Raw genomic sequence first — 19,932 nt, forward strand, 5'->3', positions numbered from 1 at the left:
AGCAGCAATGGACAAACCGCTGATCAAAATTGCCGTGCCCAATAAGGGCTCGCTGTCGGAAAAGGCGCTGCAGGTACTCAAGGAGGCCGGCTACAAGGGCCGTGGGCTGAACAAGGCGCTGAACATCGTGGATGAGCCGAACGGGGTGGAGTTCTTCTTCCTCCGCCCTAAGGACATCGCGATCTACGTCGCCCAGGGCCACCTCGACTTAGGCATTACCGGCCGCGACTTGGCGGAGGACTCCCGCGCCAACGTCGAAGAGGTCATGGAGCTTGGCTTTGGTGCCTCCACATTCCGTTTTGCCGCCCCGCAGGGCGAGACCTGGGCAGTCGAGGATCTGCAGGGCAAGCGCATTGCCACCTCGTACCCGCATTTGGTGGAGGACTACCTCGGCGCGCGCGGTATCACTCCGGGCCAGGTTATCCGCCTCGACGGCGCGGTGGAGATCTCCATCAAGCTCGGCGTGGCTGACGTGATCGCCGATGTGGTCTCCACCGGCGCGACGTTGCGCCAGCAGGGCCTGGCCCCGTTCGGCGAGCCGATCATCGCCAGCGAGGCGGGGGTGGTCAAGCGGAAGGACATGGTGCTTGGCGACGGGCACGTGAAGGTCCTCAAGCGCATCGAGGGCATCCTCAACGCCCACAACTACCTGATGATCGACTACAACGTCTCGCGCGATTCCCTCGACGAGGTGCTGGCGCTCACCCCGGGCATTACCGGCCCGACGGTTTCGCCGCTGTCGCGCGAGAACTGGGTCGCGGTCCGTGCGATGGTGCCGCGCAAGGAGGCAAACCGCATCATGGACGCGCTCACGGATCTTGGTGCCGAGGGCACGATTGCCACCGAGCTGCGTATCGCCCGGCTCTAAGGGGGGCTTGCGGGGGCGCGTCACGCAGGTAGCTACGTAGGCGTCGAGAAGCATGCCCCGCGCATTCACCCCCAAACCGGGCGAGGCATGTGGCGGGGGCGCGTTGCTTGGTAGTTTGGGCGGCATGAGCACTCGTAAAGAAGAAGACCTGCTTGGCACCCTCGACGTCCCGGCCGATGTGTACTACGGCATCCACACGCTGCGCGCGGTGGACAACTTCCAGATCTCGCGCGAGACCATCAATGATTTCCCGGACTTTGTCCGCGGCATGGTGCAGGTGAAGAAGGCGGCGGCGCTGGCCAACCGGCGCCTCCACGCACTGCCGAAGGCCAAAGCGGAGGCCATTGTCTGGGCCTGCGATCAGATCCTTGAAGATGGGCGCTGCATGGATCAGTTCCCCATCGACGCCTTCCAGGGCGGGGCAGGTACCTCGCTGAACATGAACACGAACGAGGTTGTGACCAACCTCGCGCTCGAGTACATGGGCAAGGAGAAGGGCGACTACGCAGCGCTCAACCCGAACGACGATGTGAACATGTCGCAGTCCACCAACGACGCGTACCCGACCGGTTTGCGGCTCGGCCTGTACCACGCGGTGCAGAATCTCATCGAGGAGTTCGACCAGCTGCAGCAGGCGTTCCGTGCGAAAGGCGACGAGTTCGCGGACATCATCAAGATGGGGCGCACCCAGCTCCAGGACGCTGTACCGATGACGCTGGGGGAGGAGTTCACCGCGTTTGGTGAGAACCTGGGGGAGGAGAACCGCACGCTGGTCAACGCGGCGGAGTCGCTGCTGGAGATCAACCTGGGCGCCACCGCGATCGGCACCGGGATCAACACGCCGAAGGGCTACCGCGACCAGGCGGTCGCTGCGCTGCGTGAGGTGACTGGCCTGGATATCCAGGCCTCGCCGAACCTGATCGAGGCGACCTCGGATACCGGCGGGTATGTCATGATGCACGGCGCGATCAAGCGCGCCGCGATGAAGATGTCCAAGATCAGCAACGACCTGCGCTTGCTGTCCTCCGGGCCGCGCGCGGGCCTCAACGAGATCAACCTGCCGGAGCGCCAGGCGGGCTCGTCGATCATGCCGGCGAAGGTCAACCCGGTCATCCCCGAGGTGGTCAACCAGGCGTGCTTCAAGGTCTTCGGCAACGACCTGACGGTGTCCATGGCTGCCGAGGCCGGCCAGCTGCAGCTCAACGTGATGGAGCCGGTGATCGCGCAGTCGCTGTTCAACTCCATCTCGCTGCTTGCTAACGCGGCGCGCACCCTGCGCGAGAAGTGCGTCACCGGGATTACCGCCAACAAGGAGGTCTGCGAGGCGTACGTGCAGAATTCCATCGGCATCATCACCTACCTCAACCCGGTCATCGGCCACCACAACGGCGACCTCATCGGTAAGGAGGCAGCAGCGACCGGCCGCGGGGTGCGCGAGCTGGTCCTGGAGAAGGGGCTGCTCACCGAGGAGGAGCTCGATGCCGTGCTGAGCAAGGAAAACCTCATGCACCCTGAGTACCGGGGCAAGCTGTACGTAGACGAGGACTAATCCGGCTGTAGCCGAGGCCGGGCGTGGGAGCGTAACGCATCTCACGCTCGGCCAAATTGTATTGGTAACACCATCGGGGCGATAATGGAACTCGCATCAGAACACCTCAAGGATTGAACAGAGGAGTCGCCCCGTGTCCTTGCTCTTGCTCGTCCACCTCATCATCCTGTTCGGCGCCATCGTACTGGGCGCCCGAATGGGATCAATCGCTATCGGCTTCGCCGGTGGGCTCGGCGTGCTGTTGCTCGGCGCGACCGGCGTGACCGTCACCGCCGAGGACATTCCCTTTGATGTCATCGGCATCATCATGTGCGTCATCGCCGCGATCTCCGCGATGCAGCTCGCGGGCGGCATGGACTACCTGGTGTATCTGGCCGAGAAGTTCCTGCGCTCTAACCCGAAGCGCGTGACCATTTACGCGCCGATCGTCACCTGGCTGATGACGGTGCTCGCGGGTACCGGCCACACCGCGTTTTCCACCCTCCCGGTGATCGTGGAGGTGGCCAAGGAAGGCAAGGTACGCCCCTCACGCCCGCTCTCAGTCGCCGTGATTGCCTCCCAGATGGCCATCGTGGCCTCGCCAATTTCGGCCGCCGTGGTGTTTATGGCAGCACTGCTTGAGCCGCACGGTGTGGGCTACCTGCAGCTGCTCGCGGTAATGCTGCCGGCGACCTTCCTCGCCATTTTCCCCACCGCCTGGCTGGCCAACCGGCTCGGGCGCGACTTAGAAGATGATCCGGTCTACCAGCAGCGCTTGGCCGACGGCCTGGTGTCGACCTCGCACACCTCAGCCGGGTTCTCCCCGAAGCCCGGAGCCAAGGCCTCCGTCGGCATCTTCCTCGCCGCCATCCTCATCGTCATGGCCTACGCCACGCTGATCTCCCAGCAGATCGGTCTGATCCCCGACCCGACAGTGCCGCGCAACGAGGCGATTATGGCAATCATGCTCTCGGCTGCGGCAGTGATCTGCTGGGTGACCAAGAGCAAGTCCGCCGAGGTACTCACCACCCAGGTCTTCCGCTCCGGCATGTCTGCCAGCGTGTGCGTCCTCGGCGTCGCCTGGCTCGGCACGACCTTTATCAACCACTACATCGATGACATCCAGGTCATCGCCGGCGACGTGTTGCAAGCGCAGCCCTGGCTGCTCGCAGTCGTGCTTTTCTTCGCTGCCTGCCTGCTCTACTCGCAGGCAGCAACAGCGAAGGCGCTCATGCCCGCCGCATTGGCCATCGGTGTCAGCCCGCTGACCGCGGTGGCTGCCTTCCCGGCAGTCTCGGCGCTGTTCGTCCTGCCGACCTATCCCACGTTGCTCGCCGCGGTGGAGATGGACGACACCGGCTCGACCCGGATCGGCAAATACGTCTTTGACCACCCGTTTATCATCCCCGGCATCGCGTGCATCACCATCTCTATCCTGCTGGGATACGGGATTGGTGCCGTCGTTCTCTAGCGTCCTTCATCTCCGTTCCTGCGGTACTGTGGGGGCATGTCTGAGACCAAAGCACCAACAGCAGCTCCGAAAACTGACGTCGATATTGCCCAGGCCCACACGCTCGAGCCGATCGCGGACATTGCCGCGAAGGCCGGCGTGGACCAGGACGCGCTGATCCCGTACGGCGCGCACATGGCCAAGGTCGATGTTGCCCGCAACCCCGGGGAGGCCGACGCGAAGCTGGTGCTGGTCACCGGTGTGTCGCCCACGCCTGCGGGCGAGGGCAAATCCACCGTCCTGATCGGGCTGACCGACGCGCTCGCGCAGCTCGGTCATAACGCCATGGTGGCCCTGCGCGAGCCTTCGCTTGGCCCTGTCATGGGCATCAAGGGTGGCGCGGCTGGCGGTGGCTACTCTCAGGTCGTCCCGATGGAGGACATCAACCTGCACTTCACCGGCGACTTCCACGCGATCACCTCGGCGAACAACACCCTGGCCGCGATGATTGATAACCACATCCACCAGGGCAACGAGCTCAACATCGACCCGCGCCGCGTGACCTGGCAGCGCTGCTTGGACGTCAACGACCGCAGCCTGCGCAACGTCGTCACCGGCCTGGGTGGACCCACCAACGGCGTGCCCGCACAGACCGGTTTTACCATCACTGCCGCCTCGGAGATCATGGCGATCCTCGGGTTGGCAACGGATCTGGACGATCTGAAGGAGCGCCTGGCCAGGATCACCATCGGGCTGACCTACGACCAGGAGCCTGTCACCGCCGGCCAGCTCGGCGCGGAAGGTGCCATGGCCGCGCTGCTCAAGCAGGCGATTAACCCGAACCTGGTGCAAACCCTCGGCGGCACCCCGGCGTTTATCCACGGTGGCCCTTTTGCCAACATCGCTCACGGCTGCAACACGCTGCTGGCCACCCGCACCGCTATGCAGTACGCGGACATCGTGCTTACCGAGGCCGGCTTCGGCTCCGATCTGGGCGCGGAGAAATTCTTCGACATCAAGGCACGCTACGGCGACCTGGATGTTGCCGGTGCCGTCGTCGTGGCCACGGTCCGCTCTATCAAGTACAACGCGGGGATTGCGCGCGAGGACCTGGAGCAGGAAAACCTCGATGCACTCGAGCAGGGCATCAGCAACCTCGCGCGCCACGTGGAAAACATCCGCAAGTTCGGTGTGACCCCGGTCGTCGCGCTCAACCGCTTTACCTCTGACACGGAAGCCGAGCTCGAGTGGGTACGCGACTGGGCGGAGCGTACCGGCGTGGCCATCGCCGAGGCAGACGTGTGGGCCAAGGGTGGGGAGGGTGCCACGCAGCTTGCGACCACGCTGCTGGACAACCTCTCCGAGGGTACGTCCACGCAGCTCTACGACCCGGCCGACGGGATTGAGGCCTCGATCGAGACCATCGCGCGCGAGATCTACCGCGCCGACAACGTGCAATACTCCGTCAATGCGATGCGCGATTTGAAGATGTTGAAAGCAAACGGCTTCGACACCCTGCCGGTGTGCATCTCCAAGACGCAGTACTCCTTCTCGGACGAGCCCTCGCAGCTCGGCGCACCAACAGGCCACACGCTGCACGTGCGCAAGCTCATCCCACGCACCGGGGCGGGCTTCGTCGTCGCGCTCACCGGCGATGTGATGACCATGCCGGGCCTGCCGAAGACCCCGGCGGCCAACAACATCGACGTCGCCGAGGACGGCCACATCACCGGCCTGTTCTAAAGCGACTCGACGAGTTAGTCCGCGGTATCCGCCGCCGAGCCCGGCCATCCCGGGTACTCCGGCGGCGTACCGCCAAACTCCGGGCACAGGTCCTGGAAGGCGCACCAGCCACACAGCTTCGACTTCTTCGGCCGGAAGTGCCCCTCCTTGCCATCTGCCTCGATCTTCGCCCACAGCTCGCCTAAGTCGCGCTCGAAGTACTCCAGCTCTTCGCGCGAGGGTGAAAGGAACATCGAGTCCATCACCTTCAAATACATCAGCCGCAGCTGAGTGGGGATGGTTGCAAACAACCGCCAGTACACCAGCGCATAGAAACGCATCTGGAACTGCGCATCCTGTGAGTAGCGGGGCAGTGGCTTCTTGCCGGTCTTATAGTCCACCACGCGGACCTCGCCGGTGGGGGCGATGTCGACCCGGTCGATGAAGCCGCGCACCGGCACGCCGTTGGGCAGCACGGTGTTGACGTACATCTCCTGCTCGTGGGCGTCAAAGCCGAGCGGGTTCTCCATGTGGAAGTAGCCGCGCAGCAGGTCGCGCGCATCCCGGAAAAGCGCCATTTCGTCGTCAATCGGCTCGGCGCTGCTCGGATCCTTCTCACACAGCGCGGCCCACGCCGGCTTGATGCGCTTCACCGCCGCCGGGAAGGTGCGCTCCTCGCGCGGCCAGCTGAACATATCCTCCAAGACCGCGTGCACGAGTGTGCCTTTGACCTGCGCTTCCGTCGTCGGCTCGGGGATTTTGTCGATGGTGCGCAGCCGGTACTTCAACGGGCAGCTTTGGTAGTCGGAGGCGCGGGACGGGGAAAGTGCAAGCGGTCGTGGTGTCATGGTGCCCCACATCTTAGAGTGGAGGCATGCTCGCTCGCTTTATTGACTTCACCCACGCAAGCCCCAGCGCCTTCCACGCGGCCGATCGCGTCGCCTCCACCCTCGTGGAGCAGGGCTTTTCGCTTCTCGACGCCACCTCATCCACCCCCGACTCCCCAGCAGCCCCCGGCGGCCACGTACTCGTCGACGGCGGGGCGGTCATCGCGTGGTGGGTGCCGGAAACCGCCCGCCCTCGCTTCCGCATTGTTGGCTCCCACACTGATTCGCCCGGCCTGATGGCCAAGCCGGAGCCGGATTTTGAGCGCGAGGGGCTGCGCCAGGTCGCGGTGGAGGTCTACGGCGGCCCGATCCTGCAAAGCTGGCTGGATCGGGACCTGCGCTTTGCTGGTCGCATCGTCACCGATGACGGGGCGCAGCACCTCGTCGACATTGGCGCGATCGCCCGCATCCCCAACCTGGCCATCCACCTCTACCGCGCGGACGGCCCGACGGTGAACCGCCAGGCGCACACGCCTCCGGTGCTCGGCGGCGACCGCCCGCTGATGGAGCTGGTCGGCGAGGCCGCGGGCGTGGACCCGCAGCGCATTTTCGCGCACGAGCTGATCACCGCCGACGCGCAGCGCGGCGAGTTGCTCGGCGATCTGCTCGCCGCAGGCCGCCTGGATAACCTCACCAGCGTGTGGGCCTCGCTCGAGGCACTGCTGGCTGCGAAGGAGGATTCCCGCGACATCCTGGTGCTCGCGGCCTTCAACCACGAAGAGATCGGCTCGTCGACCACCACTGGTGCCGGCGGCCCGCTGCTCGAGCGGGTGCTGCACCGCATCGCCCGCGAGATCGGCGATCCCTTCGAGGTGTTTGCGCAGTCCTTCCAGGTCTCCGCCGACGCCGCGCACGCGGTGCACCCGAACTACCCGGAGAAGCACGACCCCACGCACCGCCCGCGCCTCAACGCCGGCCCGGTGTTGAAGATCAACGCGAACCAGCGCTACGCCTCGGACGCCGTAACGGAAGCAGAGTGGCTGCGCGCCTGCCAAGCGGCCGGGGTGCCAAACCAGAAGTTCGTGGGCAACAACGACGTGCCGTGCGGCACCACGATCGGCCCGATCTCTGCGACCCGCATGGGCATCCGCACCGTGGACGCTGGCGTGCCGCTTTTGTCCATGCACTCGGCGCGCGAGCTGTGCGGCGCACGCGACATGGAGTACTTCGTCAAGGCACTGACTGCGTTTTACGCGGCGGCAGGGGAGTAGGGCATACTTAGGCCCATGTATTCAGGTCCTTTCCAAGCAGGAGACAAAGTCCAGCTCACCGACGCGAAACGCCGCCACTTCACCATCGAATTGGTCGAAGGCGGGCAGTTCCACACCCACAAGGGCATCGTCATGCACGATGACATCATCGGTGCGGACGAGGGCTCGGTGGTCAAGTCCACCCTGGGCTCGGACTACCTGTGCTTCCGCCACCTCTTGGTCGACCACGTGCTGTCCATGCCGCGCGGTGCCGCGGTGATCTACCCCAAGGACGCGGCGCAGATCCTGGTAGAGGGCGACATCTTCATGGGTGCCCGCGTCCTCGAGGCCGGAGCCGGCTCGGGTGCGCTGACCATGTCGCTGCTGCGCGCCGTCGGCCCGGAAGGCCGGGTGTTCTCCTACGAGATCCGCGACGACCACCTGGCCTTCGCACGGGACAACGTGGCGGACTACTTCAACGGCACGCCCGAGTGGTGGACCCCGCGCCTGGGGGACTTCGGCGAGATCACTCCGGAGGAGCTCGACGGCCCGGTCGACCGCGTGATCCTGGACATGGTGGAGCCCTGGCACTTCATCGACACGGTGAAAAGCGTGCTGATCCCCGGCGGGGTGTTCATGACGTACGTGGCCACGGTGCCGCAGTTGATGAACATCATGGAGGCAATCCGCGAGGCGAAGTGCTTCACCGAGCCCCGCGCCTGGGAGACGCTCCTGCGCGAATGGAAGGTCGAGGGCCTGGCCACCCGCCCGGAGCACCGCATGAACGCGCACACCGCATTCTTGGTGTGGACCCGCAGGCTTGCCGACGGCGTCACGCCCCCGCGCCCGCAGCGCCGCGCACGCAAGTAGCGCGTTTGACCCGCTAGGGTGGTGTCTATGGCATCCAACGCAATCAACGACGACGCATTTGGCCCCGAGCTGCGCGAGCTCAAGCGCGAGAACCAGGCGATGAGCTCCCGCAACAAGAAGCTTGCGGAGCTGCTTAAGGCGAGCCGTGACAAGCTCAACGACCTCTACGCCCAGGTCGAGGCACTGGGAGAGCCGGCGTCGACCTACGGCATCTTCCTCGAGGCTGCTTCCCGCCGCGGCCTTGAGGCCGAGGTGTTTACCTCCGGCCGGCGGATGCGCGTCAAGGTCGCGCCCAACGTAGCGCCAGAAGCCCTGCGCCCGGGCACCCTGGTGCGCTTGGGCGACGGTGCGATCGTGGTGGAGGCCTGCGGGTACGAGAACGTCGGCCAGCTTGCCACTCTGTCCGAAAAGATTGACACCAAGCGCGCGATCGTCGCCGACCAGCAGGGCACAGAGCACCTGGTCCACCTTGCGCAGCCGCTGGTAGAAACCGCCCGCGCAGGCGATACCGTGCTGGTGGATACCCGTGCCGGTTACGCCTTTGAGCGCGTGCCGAAGACCGAGGTCAACCAGCTCTCGCTCGACGAAGTCCCGGACGTCACCTACGCCGACATCGGGGGCTTAAGCTCGCAGATCGAGATGATCCAAGATTCGGTGGAGCTGCCCTTTACCTACCCGGAGCTCTACCGGGACTACGACCTCACCCCGCCGAAGGGCCTGCTGCTCTACGGCCCGCCCGGCTGTGGCAAAACGCTCATCGCCAAGGCCGTGGCCAACTCGCTCTCCCAGCGGATCGGGGACGGCGGCCAGGCACACTTCATTAACGTCAAAGGCCCGGAGCTTTTGAACAAGTTCGTCGGCGAAACCGAGCGCCGCATCCGCCTGATCTTCGAGCGCGCCCGGGAACTCGCCGCAAACGGTCGCCCCGTCATCATCTTCTTCGACGAGATGGAGTCCATCTTCCGCACCCGCGGCTCCGGCGTGAGCTCCGATATGGAGACCACCGTGGTCCCACAGTTGCTCACGGAGATCGACGGCGTCGAGGACATCGCAAACGTCATCGTCATCGGTGCCACGAACCGCGAGGAGCTCATCGACCCGGCGATCCTGCGCCCGGGCCGGCTCGACATCAAGGTGCGCGTCTCGCGCCCGAACCGCGCGGAAGCCGAGGACATCCTGGCGCGCTACATCACGCCGCAGATCCCGCTCGCCGCCGAGCCCTCTGAGCTTATCGACGCCGCCGCCGAGGCAATGTTCGCCCCGCGCCCCTTCGTGCGCCTCGAGCTTGTCGACGGCTCCTCCGAGCTCCTCCACTACGCCGACTTCATCTCCGGTGCCATGATCGCCAACGTTGTGGACCGAGCGAAGAAGCTTGCGATTAAAGACCACATCGCCGCAATGGGCACCGGAGATGAGACGGCACCGCACGGCGTCACCGCCGACCACCTCCGAGCCGCAGTGCGCGCAGAGCAGGACGAGAGCGAAGACATGCCGAACACCGCGAACCCGGACGAGTGGGCACGGATCACCGGCCGCCAGGGCAAGCGCGTGGTCAGCGCGGAGGTTGTTGGCTAAGCCGAACGTGAATACAAACGCGACAGTGTGGGCGTGATCACTTACACTCCCCCTATCCCATACCGTGGAATACCATTCCACACAGTGAATAGGAGAGAGTCCATGACCACCCCGCACACACCGCAACCAACTTCTACCGCGCAGGAGGATCGCTCCGCCGCGATCGCGGTCGCTGCGTTTCCAGCGTTCATCCTTGCCGGTTCGGTGCTCGCATTCTTCATACCTGGGCCGTTCTTGCCTCTGACGAGCTACATCACCTACTTCCTGATGATCATCATGTTCGGCATGGGGCTCACGCTGACCATCCCGGACTTCAAAGAAGTGGTGAAAAGGCCAGTGCCCATCGCCATCGGCGTGGTGGCTCAGTTCGTCATCATGCCTCTCGCCGCAGTTGGGGTAGCAAAGCTCTTTGGCATGCACCCAGCACTGGCCGTCGGCCTGCTCATGCTCGGTTCTGTACCGGGTGGCACCTCATCGAACGTCATCGCCTACTTGGCCAAGGGTGATGTCGCACTTTCCGTTGCCATGACCAGTGTGTCCACGCTGTTAGCCCCGATAGTCACGCCGATCATCATGCTGCTGCTCGCTGGCGCGGACGTGCAGGTGGACGGCGCCGGTATGGCATGGTCGCTCGCGCAGACGGTCCTCATCCCAGTCATTGGTGGCGTTGTGTTGCGCTACGTCCTGGACGCGTGGATGGAACATATCTCACCGGTGCTGCCGTGGATCTCGATCGCGGGTATCGGCGGCGTGGTGTTTCCTACCGTGGCGAAGAACCGTGAGGCACTGGTTGAGGTCGGCCTTCTCGTCTTCGCCGCAGTGCTGCTTCACAACGTGCTCGGCTACGTACTCGGTTACTACACGGCCAAACTCACCCGGCTTCCTGAGAGCTACCGCCGTACCGTGGCTATTGAGGTCGGTACGCAGTCGGCCGGGCTCGCCAGCGGCATGGCGGGCAAGTTCTTTTCCCCTGAGGCAGCGCTGCCAGGTGCCGTCGCAGCCGTCCTGCACAACATTACGGGTGCCGTCTACGCCTGGGCAGTCCGGAGAAGTACACGCAGTCACGACGTTAACCCGCCAGCAGGCGCGCAAGCGTCGACTATTGCTTCGGAGCCTGCGCAGACAGGCGCGACGCAGCCGCAGTAACTGCGTCGACCGCGATGTGGAAGTCCGCGTCAGTGAGGTGGGAAAAGCTCAGCACGAGCCCATCCTTGCCGTCTGACCAGAGACTAGATTCGTGGCCACATTCAATGCCTTGTCCGGCGAGGTCCTTCTCGAAGTAGTCGCGTACCACCGGCGTGGAAAACGCGACGCTGACGTCGGCACCACCAGCATCCGGGACTGTCACGCTGACGCCGTCTTGCTTGAGCGCGGGGAGTAAAGACTCTGCAAGGACGGCACGTCGCTTCGCAAGGCGGGTATGCGCTGCGCGCGTACTGCGGCGGAGGTACCCACCGGCGAGCAGGTTGGCGATAGCACGCTGTGTCACGGTCGCGACCGGCATTCCAAGGACTTCGCGGGTATGGCGCAGCGCGGGCGCGAGCGCCGGCGGGGCGATGACATACCCGGCGGACAACTCCCGCGACAGCAGGGTGGAGAAGGTTCCCAGGGTCAGCACGTCCGCACCGGGCGCGAGCGTGGCCAGCGTCGGTTGTGGGGAGATCAGGTAGCGCAGCTCAGTATTGAAGTCGTCCTCGATGAGCACGGCGCCTGTCGTCGATGCCCAGTTCAACAAAGCAGAGCGGCGGGCTGCGCTCATCGCTCCTCCGAAGGGGGAGAGGGGCGAGGGGGTAACCAGCAGTGCGTCGAGGTCTCCAGGCAACTCGTCGACCTCTACGCCGCCAGCATTGGTTGTGCAGGGGACTGCTTCGTGTCCGCCGAGCGGAATCACGCGGCGCAGCCCAGGGTGCCCGGGATCCTCCACGCCGACGCGCAGCTGCGGGCCGAGTGCGTGCAGGATCAACAGCAGACCCTCGCGCGAGCCGCCGGTGATGACAACGTGGTCCGGATCTACCGTGACGCCGCGGGCGAGGCGCAGGTGCTCGGCGATCGCGGCTTTGAGCTCCGGCTCGCCGGTCTTGTCCACGCTCGTGCCGGTGACGTTGATGGACTCTCGCCACGCCTTGCGCCACGCGGCAGGACGCACAGCACCGCTACTCCCGGCAGACGGCCGCAAAGAGATACGAGCGCGGGGGAGCTTTCGCGAGACTCCGACTAGGCGCGGCGGCTGCGCCGCAGGAGATCGCGTCAGCTCCGGATGGACGCGGGTCGGTGCGCCCTGCGCGGAGAGGAAGAACCCCTCGCTGATGAGCTGGTCGTAGGCGGAGACAACGGTGCCCCGGGAGACTCCGAGTTGCCGCGCTAGCGAGCGCGTGCTCGGCACCCTGTCGCCTGGTTGCAGGGTGCCCTCGGCTACGGTGAGTCGGATCTGCTGCGCAATCTGTGTTGGCAGTGGCACGGGCAGCGAAGGGGAGATGTCGAGGAGCACGCACACCACCTAACTGGTACAAAGAATGAAAATAAAACTGGACCTTGGAATCTACCAGTTGGCGGCCAAAGATTGGTCACTATGACTGATTTCACCAAATTTGCAGAGCTGACCAACTCCTTCAAGGGCGGCGTGATCATGGACGTGGTCACCCCGGAGCAGGCGAAGATCGCCGAGGATTCCGGCGCCGTTGCCGTCATGGCGCTGGAGCGCGTGCCGGCCGACATCCGCGCCCAGGGTGGCGTGGCCCGCATGTCGGACCCGGACCTGATCGAGGGCATCCTCAACGCCGTGGACATCCCGGTCATGGCCAAGGCACGTATCGGCCACAGCGTGGAGGCGAAGATCCTCGAGCACCTCGGCGTCCACTACATCGACGAGTCCGAGGTGCTCAGCCCGGCGGACTACGTCAACCACGTGGACAAGCGTGACTTCAACGTGCCCTTCGTGTGCGGTGCGACGAACCTTGGCGAGGCACTGCGCCGCATCAACGAGGGCGCGGCCATGATTCGCTCGAAGGGCGAAGCCGGTACCGGCGACGTCTCGGAGGCGACCAAGCACATCCGCACGATCCGCAGCGAGATCGCTGCCCTGCAAGCCACCTTTGCCGCCAACCGCGACGAGCTCTACGTCGCGGCGAAGGAGTTGCAGGCCCCTTACGAGCTCGTCTGCTACGTCGCCGAGCACGGCAAGCTGCCGGTACCGCTGTTTACCGCCGGTGGTGTCGCCACCCCGGCAGACGCAGCGCTGATGATGGAGCTCGGCGCGGACGGTGTGTTCGTCGGGTCCGGCATCTTCAAGTCAGGCAACCCCGAAGCCCGCGCGAAGGCCGTGGTCAAGGCAACCAAGCACTACGACGACATCGCGGTTGTCACCGAAGCGTCCCGCGGCCTCGGCGAGGCGATGGTGGGCATCAACGTCGCCGACCTGCCGGCGCCGCACCGCCTCGCAGAACGCGGCTGGTAATCCCATTACGTTGGCAGCAGTTCCACCTCAGGTCGCCGAAGATTCATAGCCTGTCCACCCGATTGTGGGCGGGCTATGTGTATTTCCGTTCCCTCCATCTGAAAGGACAGTGACATACTCAAACTGCTAAAGGAACCTGTGCCACGTCACCATCATCCGCACCAGCACAGCGCCCACACTCCAACCCGACACCATCAAATGTGAACCACACATCGTTCACAACCCTTGACGTAAAGCGCCTATTGGGCAGGCGAGAAAGTCCAAGGTCGTGAGGTGAGGGCAAGAGCCCCCAAAACTAGTGGGCGACGGTGTGGCCGGCCTCGCGCTCGTTGGAGGAGCTGGTCATGGAGGCGAGGACTTCGCTGATGTGGAGGTCGCCGATGGGGGCTTGCTCGGGGTCGTCGAAGAGTTGGTCGCCGAGGATGTTGTAGACGTAGTCGAGGTCCTTGTCGCCGCGGCCGGACAGGTTGACCAGCAGGTTGAGCTCGTGGCCGTCGGCGTCGGCGACTTCGGCGAGTTTCAGGGCGTAGGCCAGGGCGTGGGAGGACTCGAGAGCGGGGATGATGCCTTCGTAGCGGGAGAGCAGACGGAAGGCCTGGAGGGCGTCCTCGTCGGTGACGGCGACGTATTGGGCGCGGCCGATCTCGCGGAGGTATGCGTGCTCGGGGCCGACGCCCGGGTAGTCCAGTCCGGCGGAGACAGAGAAGGACTCGGGGAGGACTTCGCCGTCCTGACCAGTGACAATAAAGGAGCGGGAGCCGTGCAGGATGCCCAGCTTGCCATGGTTGAGCGGTGCGCCGTGGCGGTCGGTGTTTAGGCCTTCGCCGGCGGGTTCGACGCCGATGAGTTCGACATCGGCGTTGCCGGGCTCATCCTTGAGGTATTCGGCGAAGGCGCCGATGGCGTTGGAGCCGCCGCCGACTGCGGCGATGACGGCGTCGGGAAGTCTGCCGGTGTCCTCCAGCATCTGCTGGCGGGACTCGCGCGAAATAACAGCCTGGAACTCCTTGACCAGGGTGGGGAAGGGGTGGGGACCGCAGGCGGAGCCGAGGACGTAGTGGGTGGAGTCAATATTTTCAACCCAGTCCTGCAGAGCGATGTCGATGGCGTTGGACATGGAGCCGCCGGCGTCGTTGGTGACGGGGACGACTGTGGCGCCCATCAGGCGCATGCGGCGCACGTTCGGCTGCTGGCGGGCAACGTCTTGCGCACCCATGTAAATTGTGCACTCCATGCCCATCAGCGCGGCAACCATGGCGGTGGCGGTGCCGTGCTGGCCGGCGCCGGTTTCGGCGATGAGGCGATTCTTGCCCAACCGCTTCGCGAGCAACGCCTGCGCCAACACCTGGTTGCCCTTGTGCGCGCCACCGTGCGCAAGATCCTCACGCTTCAAGAAAATTTTCGACGCACCAACCCTCGGCAGGTTGGCACATTCGTAAACCGGAGTCGGACGGCCGAGGAACTTCGCTTGGAGGCGCGAGAGCTCGTCGAGAAACTCGTTGTCCTCGCGGGCGTCCACGAAAGCGCGCTCGAGCTGATCGAGCACCGGGTAGAGCGGCTCGGGCACGTACTGGCCACCGAACTGCCCGAAATATGCAGGTAGAAGCGTATCGCGCTCAATCTTGTCGACATCAGACATGGGTTCACCTCTCGTTTGCATCGTTGCCGGGTAGCCTACCCCGCAAGCCCAGCCCGCGGGGCTGATTCGGCGTATTCGTCGAAACGTGTAAAGCCGCTAGCGTACGTCTCCGAACTTTTGCAGCACCCAGCGTCGAATAGCGATGAGCACCACGCCAAGCACAATCGTGGCTGCGGACAGGGAGAGGAAGAAGGTGCGCTCCGCGGTTGCATCATCCGGGTTGTACAGCGAGCCGAGGACACCAGACAGTGCGGTACCCATCGAAACAGTCATCAACCAGGCGGCAAACAGGCGCGACTTGAAAGCCTCGGGGGCAACCTTGGTGGCAAGGGAATTGCCAACTGGCGAGAGCAAGAGCTCACCCATCGTGAAGAGGAAGAGGATCAACACGAGCACGAAGAGCGGGGTGGACTGCTCACCGCCGCCAACGTACGGCAGGAACAGGAAGAGCGAGAGACCAATCACGATGTTGGCCACGCCGAACTTCACCGAAGAAGACCACTGGCGATCGCCGAGTTTCGTCCACAAAGCTGCGAAGATCGGGGAGAAGATGATGATGAACGCCGGGTTGAAGGACTGCACCTGCGCCGGCGTGAGCTCCCACAGGAGGAAGTCCAAGTTCACGCGCTGATCCGAGTAGACCGCGACCACAGTGAACTGCGACTGGAAGATGGCGAAGAACGCCACCGAGCCAACGAGCAGGGGAATGTAGCCGGTCAGGCGGGACTTCTCCACGGCAGTGACCTCTTCGGATTGGAACATCTCCCAGAGCAGAAACACAGTAGCGACCAGCGCAACCGCAAACACGATCCAGGACAGCGAGCTGAGCGGAACAACGCCTGTGACCAGCAACATGGCGACGACGCCAACGACGATGACGGTGCCGGTGATCCACTTGCCGTACTCGGAGTGCGGCAGCGGGTTGGGGATCTCCGAGCCTGCAGCACCGATGCTGGAACCACGCATGAGGATGTACTGGACAAGCCCCAGCGCCATGCCGATCGCCGCGAGGCCAAAGCCCCAATGGAAGCCAGCCATGCCCCAGATCGCGCCGGTGAGGGCCGGGCCCAGCAGGGCGCCAATGTTGACTGACATATAGAAGATGGAGAAGCCCGCGTCGCGTCGTGGGTCCTCGCGGGTGTACAGCTCGCCCAGAACAACCTGAGAAGACGTCTTCACACCGCCAGAGCCGATACCGATACAGATGAGGCCGATGGCAAGACCGACGCCGCCAGGCACCAGAGCCAGAACAACGTGTCCAATCATGACCAGGATGGCCGAGTAGAGCAGCGTGCGCTCGGAGCCAAGGAGGCGATCGCCGACAAAGGAAGCGACCAGCGCCATCATGTAGACAAAGCCACCGTAGGCACCGACCAGGTTCAACGCAGTGGTCTGGTCCATCCCGAGGCCGCCCTCGGTGGTGGAGTAGTACATATAGAAGGCCAACAGGGCCTGCATGCCGTAGAAGCTGAAGCGCTCCCAGAGCTCGATGCCGAAAAGGTTGGCCAACCCCCAAGGCTGCCCAAAGAACTTCCGTTCCTTCGGCGCTACCTCGGGGTTGCTTGCGTGGGTGACAGAACTCATGTAAATAAAATACGCTCAATCGTATTTTTCACACAAATACCCGCCGCGCCGGGTACGGTAGTGCGGTATGACACGTTACATGGGCACTGAGACTGAGTACGGGATCACAACCCCGGACGACCCGTCGATAAGCCAACTGCTCACCTCTACCCACGCGGTGGTGGCGTACGCGGCGATGAACACTGCCGCCCGCTCCCGCTGGAGCTACGAGGAAGAGGCCCCGCTCAAAGACACGCGCGGCTTCGACCTGCAGCGTTATCGCACCGTCCCGGTGGTGGACGCGAACGCGATGGGGGTGGCCAACGTGGTCACCACCAATGGCGCGCGCTACTACGTCGACCATGGGCACCCGGAGTACTCCTCGCCGGAGGTTTCCAATGCGTGGGACGCCATGATTTATGACGCGGCGGGAGACTACGTGCTCAACAAGGCCGCGGCCGATATCCGCGAGCTGTGGGACCAGCAGATTAGCGTGCTGGACAAGATCGACCCGTGCCCGCCGCTGAAGTTTTATAAGAATAATGTCGACGGCAAGGGCCAGTCCTACGGCAGCCACGAGAACTACCAGTACTCGCGTAAGACCGACTTCGCGCGGCTGACCCAGGCGCTCATTCCTTTCTTCGTTACCCGCCAGGTGATCATTGGTGCGGGCCGCATGGGCATCGGTCAGGAATCGGAGCGTGAGGGCTTCCAGATCTCGCAGCGCGCCGACTACTTTGAGCAGGAGGTCTCGCTGGAGACCACGCTCAACCGCGGCATCGTGAACACGCGCGACGAGCCGCACGCGCTGGCCGCCAAGTTCCGCCGCCTGCACGTCATCGTGGGCGATGCGAACATGAGCCAGTACTCCAACTTCCTCAAGATGGGTATGACCAAGCTCGTGCTCGACTGCATCGAATCCGACGTCGACTTTTCCGACCTGCGGCTTGCAAACCCCGTCGACGAGATCAAGCAGGTCTCCCACGACCCGACGTGCACGCACGAGCTCTTGCTTGCCGACGGGCGCAGGCTCACCGCCATCGAGATCCTACGGATCTACCGTGAGCGCGCTGCCGCGCTGCCGGAGCTCGACGAGGTAGACACCAAGGTCCTTGCCCTGTGGGGTGAGATCCTGGACGATCTCGAGCGCGACCCGCTGAGCACCGCGGACCGGCTGGACTGGACCGCGAAGTGGTCGCTGATCAAGCGCTACTTAGATCGCGGGGGGGATATCGCGGACCCGAAGCTCAAGCTCATCGACATTCAGTACGCGGATATCGACCCGGCGAAGTCGCTCTACCACGCGCTGGTGCGCAAGGGGCAAATGCGCACACTGGTCGACGAGGCAACGATCGAGCGGGCGGTCACAGAGCCGCCGACCGATTCGCGCGCCTACTTCCGCGGCCGCGTGAGCGAGAAGTTCGGCGAGGACATCGTGGCATCGAGCTGGCAGTCGGTGATTTTCTCGGTGAACAACCAGCCGCACCGTCTGCCGATGGACAAGGTCGATGGCTTTACCAAGGAAGAGATCGGCGAGCTCGTTGAGCGCGCCGAGGACATCACAGCATTGTTGAAGGGATTAGGATTCAAGCATGTCTAAGCAGCAGTACGTACAAGGCGGCAACAGCGGCGACGATGGGGCACAGGAGGAGGCCTTCGACGCCGGGCAGGCGCAGCTGAACACCACGGGCACCGACGACATCCTCGACGAGATCGATTCCCTGCTGGACAACAACGCGGAGGAGTTCGTGCGCTCGTTCGTACAAAAGGGCGGGCAGTAACCCCATGACCACTGTCTACCCCCGCCGCGTGATGGGAGTGGAGACCGAGTTCGGAGTCACTGCGGTCCTCGACGGTAAAGCGGTTCTCACCCCCGAGGAGATCTCGCGCTACCTGTTTCGCCCCGTCGTGGCGGAGCACCGCAGCTCGAACATCTTCACCGAAAACGCCTCGCGCCTGTACCTGGACGTAGGCTCGCACCCCGAGTACGCCACGGCCGAATGTGACTCGGTCACGCAATTGCTCAACTACGACAAGGCCGGTGAGCTGCTGTACAACCAGCTCGCCACCGAAGCTGAGCAAGCGCTTGCTGACGACCGCGTCGGCGGCAACGTCTTCCTGTTCAAAAACAACGTGGACTCGAAGGGCAACTCTTACGGCACCCACGAGAACTACCTGATCAGCCGCGAGCTCGCGCTGAAATCCTTCGGCACGCAGTTGTTGCCGTTCATGATCACCCGCCAGCTCATCTGTGGTGCGGGCATGGTGAAGAAGGGCCGCTTCGTCATCTCGCAACGCGCCGACCAAGTATGGGAGGGTGTCTCATCGGCGACAACGCGCACCCGCCCGATCATTAACACTCGCGACGAGCCCCACGGCGACTCGCACCGTTTCCGACGCATGCACGTCATCGTGGGCGACTCCAACATGTCCGAACCATCCTTCGCGCTGAAGGTCGGCTCCACACTGTTGGTCATCGAGATGCTCGAAGCGGGCTTCGACCTGCCGGACTTCACCCTGGACAACGCCATCGAGCACATCCGCGAGATCGCCACGGACCCCACGGGCCAGACCCCGCTGCGCTTGAAGGAGGGCGGCACTATGACCGCGCTCGAGGTGCAGCAGGCAACGCTTGCGGCCGCCGAGCGTTGGCTGGAGTCCCGCCCCGACGAGGGCACGCCGAACGAGGAGATGGCGCGTGTGGTGGACCTGTGGTCGCGCACGCTCGACGCAATTGCCTCGCAGGACTTCTCAGGTGTGGACACGGAGATCGACTGGGTGATCAAGCGCAAGCTGCTCACCCAGTTCAAGGACAAGCTCGGCGCGGATTGGGACCACCCCAAACTCGCACAGATCGATCTGACCTACCACGACATCAACCCCAACCGGGGACTGTTCTACCTGCTGCAGCGCAAGGGGCTGGCCAAGCGCTGGACCGACGATGAGTCCATCGCCAAGGCAGCCGCCCAACCGCCGCAGACCACGCGCGCCGCACTGCGGGGGCGTTTCCTCACCGCCGCGCGGGCCGCGGGCGTGGACTACAACGTGGACTGGGTACACCTGAAGACGAACCGGCCCGAGCCGCGCACGCTCGAGCTGCTCGACCCGTTTGCGTCCACCGACCCGCGCGTCGACGAGTTCATTGACTACATTGACTCGCTCGACGCGGAAGCGTAGCGCAGACAG

The 19,932-nt window shown here is 64.1% G+C and carries 16 protein-coding genes; 12 read left to right on the forward strand and 4 right to left on the reverse strand.

Translation table 11 applies throughout. From position 1 onward, the window contains the following. The first annotated feature begins 19 nt into the window (after nt 1-19). From hisG to HMPREF2550_RS01900, 4 genes are all read left to right on the forward strand, one after another. Nucleotides 20-868 carry an ATP phosphoribosyltransferase gene (hisG, locus tag HMPREF2550_RS01885; protein WP_070789428.1) on the forward strand — a complete coding sequence of 283 codons (849 nt, stop codon included), beginning with the start codon at nt 20-22 and terminating at the stop codon, nt 866-868. 124 nt (nt 869-992) lie between these two features. After that, nucleotides 993-2,417, forward strand: a complete 1,425-nt coding sequence (gene aspA, locus HMPREF2550_RS01890) for an aspartate ammonia-lyase (RefSeq protein WP_070789325.1) — start codon at nt 993-995, stop codon at nt 2,415-2,417. A gap of 139 nt (nt 2,418-2,556) precedes the next feature. Continuing rightward, the gene (locus HMPREF2550_RS01895; protein WP_083319729.1) at nt 2,557-3,867 is read left to right on the forward strand and encodes an anaerobic C4-dicarboxylate transporter; all 1,311 of its coding nucleotides are present in this window, start codon (nt 2,557-2,559) and stop codon (nt 3,865-3,867) included. A 36-nt stretch (nt 3,868-3,903) separates the two neighbouring features. Next, nucleotides 3,904-5,589 carry a formate--tetrahydrofolate ligase gene (locus HMPREF2550_RS01900; protein ID WP_070789327.1) on the forward strand — a complete coding sequence of 562 codons (1,686 nt, stop codon included), beginning with the start codon at nt 3,904-3,906 and terminating at the stop codon, nt 5,587-5,589. Nucleotides 5,590-5,603: 14 nt separating this feature from the next. On the opposite strand, the gene HMPREF2550_RS01905 is transcribed toward HMPREF2550_RS01900, so the two are convergent. Beyond that, on the reverse strand, nt 5,604-6,416 hold the full coding sequence (locus tag HMPREF2550_RS01905; RefSeq protein ID WP_371441161.1) for a RecB family exonuclease: 813 nt from the start codon (nt 6,414-6,416) through the stop codon (nt 5,604-5,606). 26 nt (nt 6,417-6,442) lie between these two features. On the opposite strand from HMPREF2550_RS01905, the gene HMPREF2550_RS01910 reads away from it, so the two are divergent. The 4 genes from HMPREF2550_RS01910 to HMPREF2550_RS01925 all read left to right on the forward strand — a co-directional run bounded on the left by HMPREF2550_RS01910 (nt 6,443) and on the right by HMPREF2550_RS01925 (nt 11,236). Further along, nucleotides 6,443-7,666 (forward strand): M18 family aminopeptidase, encoded by a 1,224-nt coding sequence (locus HMPREF2550_RS01910; protein WP_070789331.1) that lies wholly within the window; start codon nt 6,443-6,445, stop codon nt 7,664-7,666. Between the two features lie 15 nt (nt 7,667-7,681). Continuing rightward, on the forward strand, nt 7,682-8,515 hold the full coding sequence (locus HMPREF2550_RS01915; RefSeq protein ID WP_070762687.1) for a tRNA (adenine-N1)-methyltransferase: 834 nt from the start codon (nt 7,682-7,684) through the stop codon (nt 8,513-8,515). A 27-nt stretch (nt 8,516-8,542) separates the two neighbouring features. Next, a complete protein-coding gene (gene arc, locus HMPREF2550_RS01920; RefSeq protein ID WP_070789333.1) occupies nt 8,543-10,090 on the forward strand; it encodes a proteasome ATPase in 1,548 nt (515 codons plus the stop codon). 102 nt (nt 10,091-10,192) lie between these two features. Then, nucleotides 10,193-11,236 (forward strand): bile acid:sodium symporter family protein, encoded by a 1,044-nt coding sequence (locus tag HMPREF2550_RS01925; protein ID WP_141760486.1) that lies wholly within the window; start codon nt 10,193-10,195, stop codon nt 11,234-11,236. Here HMPREF2550_RS01925 and HMPREF2550_RS01930 read toward each other — a convergent pair. Beyond that, entirely contained in the window at nt 11,190-12,578 is a 1,389-nt protein-coding gene (locus HMPREF2550_RS01930) for a MocR-like pyridoxine biosynthesis transcription factor PdxR (RefSeq protein ID WP_070789335.1), read from the reverse strand. The two genes, HMPREF2550_RS01925 and HMPREF2550_RS01930, sit on opposite strands and share 47 nt — an antisense overlap. Before the next feature lie 81 nt (nt 12,579-12,659). Here HMPREF2550_RS01930 and pdxS point away from each other — a divergent pair, with 81 nt between their 5' ends. Beyond that, entirely contained in the window at nt 12,660-13,544 is an 885-nt protein-coding gene (gene pdxS, locus HMPREF2550_RS01935) for a pyridoxal 5'-phosphate synthase lyase subunit PdxS (RefSeq protein WP_070789336.1), read from the forward strand. Nucleotides 13,545-13,839: 295 nt separating this feature from the next. On the opposite strand, the gene trpB is transcribed toward pdxS, so the two are convergent. Continuing rightward, complete coding sequence (gene trpB, locus HMPREF2550_RS01940; protein WP_070789338.1) at nt 13,840-15,183, reverse strand: tryptophan synthase subunit beta; 1,344 nt, start codon at nt 15,181-15,183, stop codon at nt 13,840-13,842. Nucleotides 15,184-15,279: 96 nt separating this feature from the next. After that, nucleotides 15,280-16,767 (reverse strand): peptide MFS transporter, encoded by a 1,488-nt coding sequence (locus tag HMPREF2550_RS01945; protein WP_070789340.1) that lies wholly within the window; start codon nt 16,765-16,767, stop codon nt 15,280-15,282. 67 nt (nt 16,768-16,834) lie between these two features. Between HMPREF2550_RS01945 and dop the strand changes: the two genes are divergently transcribed. The 3 genes from dop to pafA are packed head-to-tail and all read left to right on the forward strand — an operon-like array spanning nt 16,835 to nt 19,923. Continuing rightward, nucleotides 16,835-18,346, forward strand: a complete 1,512-nt coding sequence (gene dop / locus HMPREF2550_RS01950) for a depupylase/deamidase Dop (RefSeq protein ID WP_070789342.1) — start codon at nt 16,835-16,837, stop codon at nt 18,344-18,346. Further along, nucleotides 18,339-18,527 (forward strand): ubiquitin-like protein Pup, encoded by a 189-nt coding sequence (locus tag HMPREF2550_RS01955; protein ID WP_070762680.1) that lies wholly within the window; start codon nt 18,339-18,341, stop codon nt 18,525-18,527. Before dop ends, HMPREF2550_RS01955 begins: the two co-directional genes overlap by 8 nt. A 4-nt stretch (nt 18,528-18,531) precedes the next feature. Next, nucleotides 18,532-19,923: a Pup--protein ligase gene (pafA, locus tag HMPREF2550_RS01960; protein WP_070789344.1), complete on the forward strand. Its 1,392-nt coding sequence runs from the start codon at nt 18,532-18,534 to the stop codon at nt 19,921-19,923. Nucleotides 19,924-19,932: the final 9 nt, after the last annotated feature.

Origin of the sequence: Corynebacterium sp. HMSC074A01 (assembly GCF_001831515.1) — a bacterium.
GTDB lineage: Bacteria > Actinomycetota > Actinomycetes > Mycobacteriales > Mycobacteriaceae > Corynebacterium.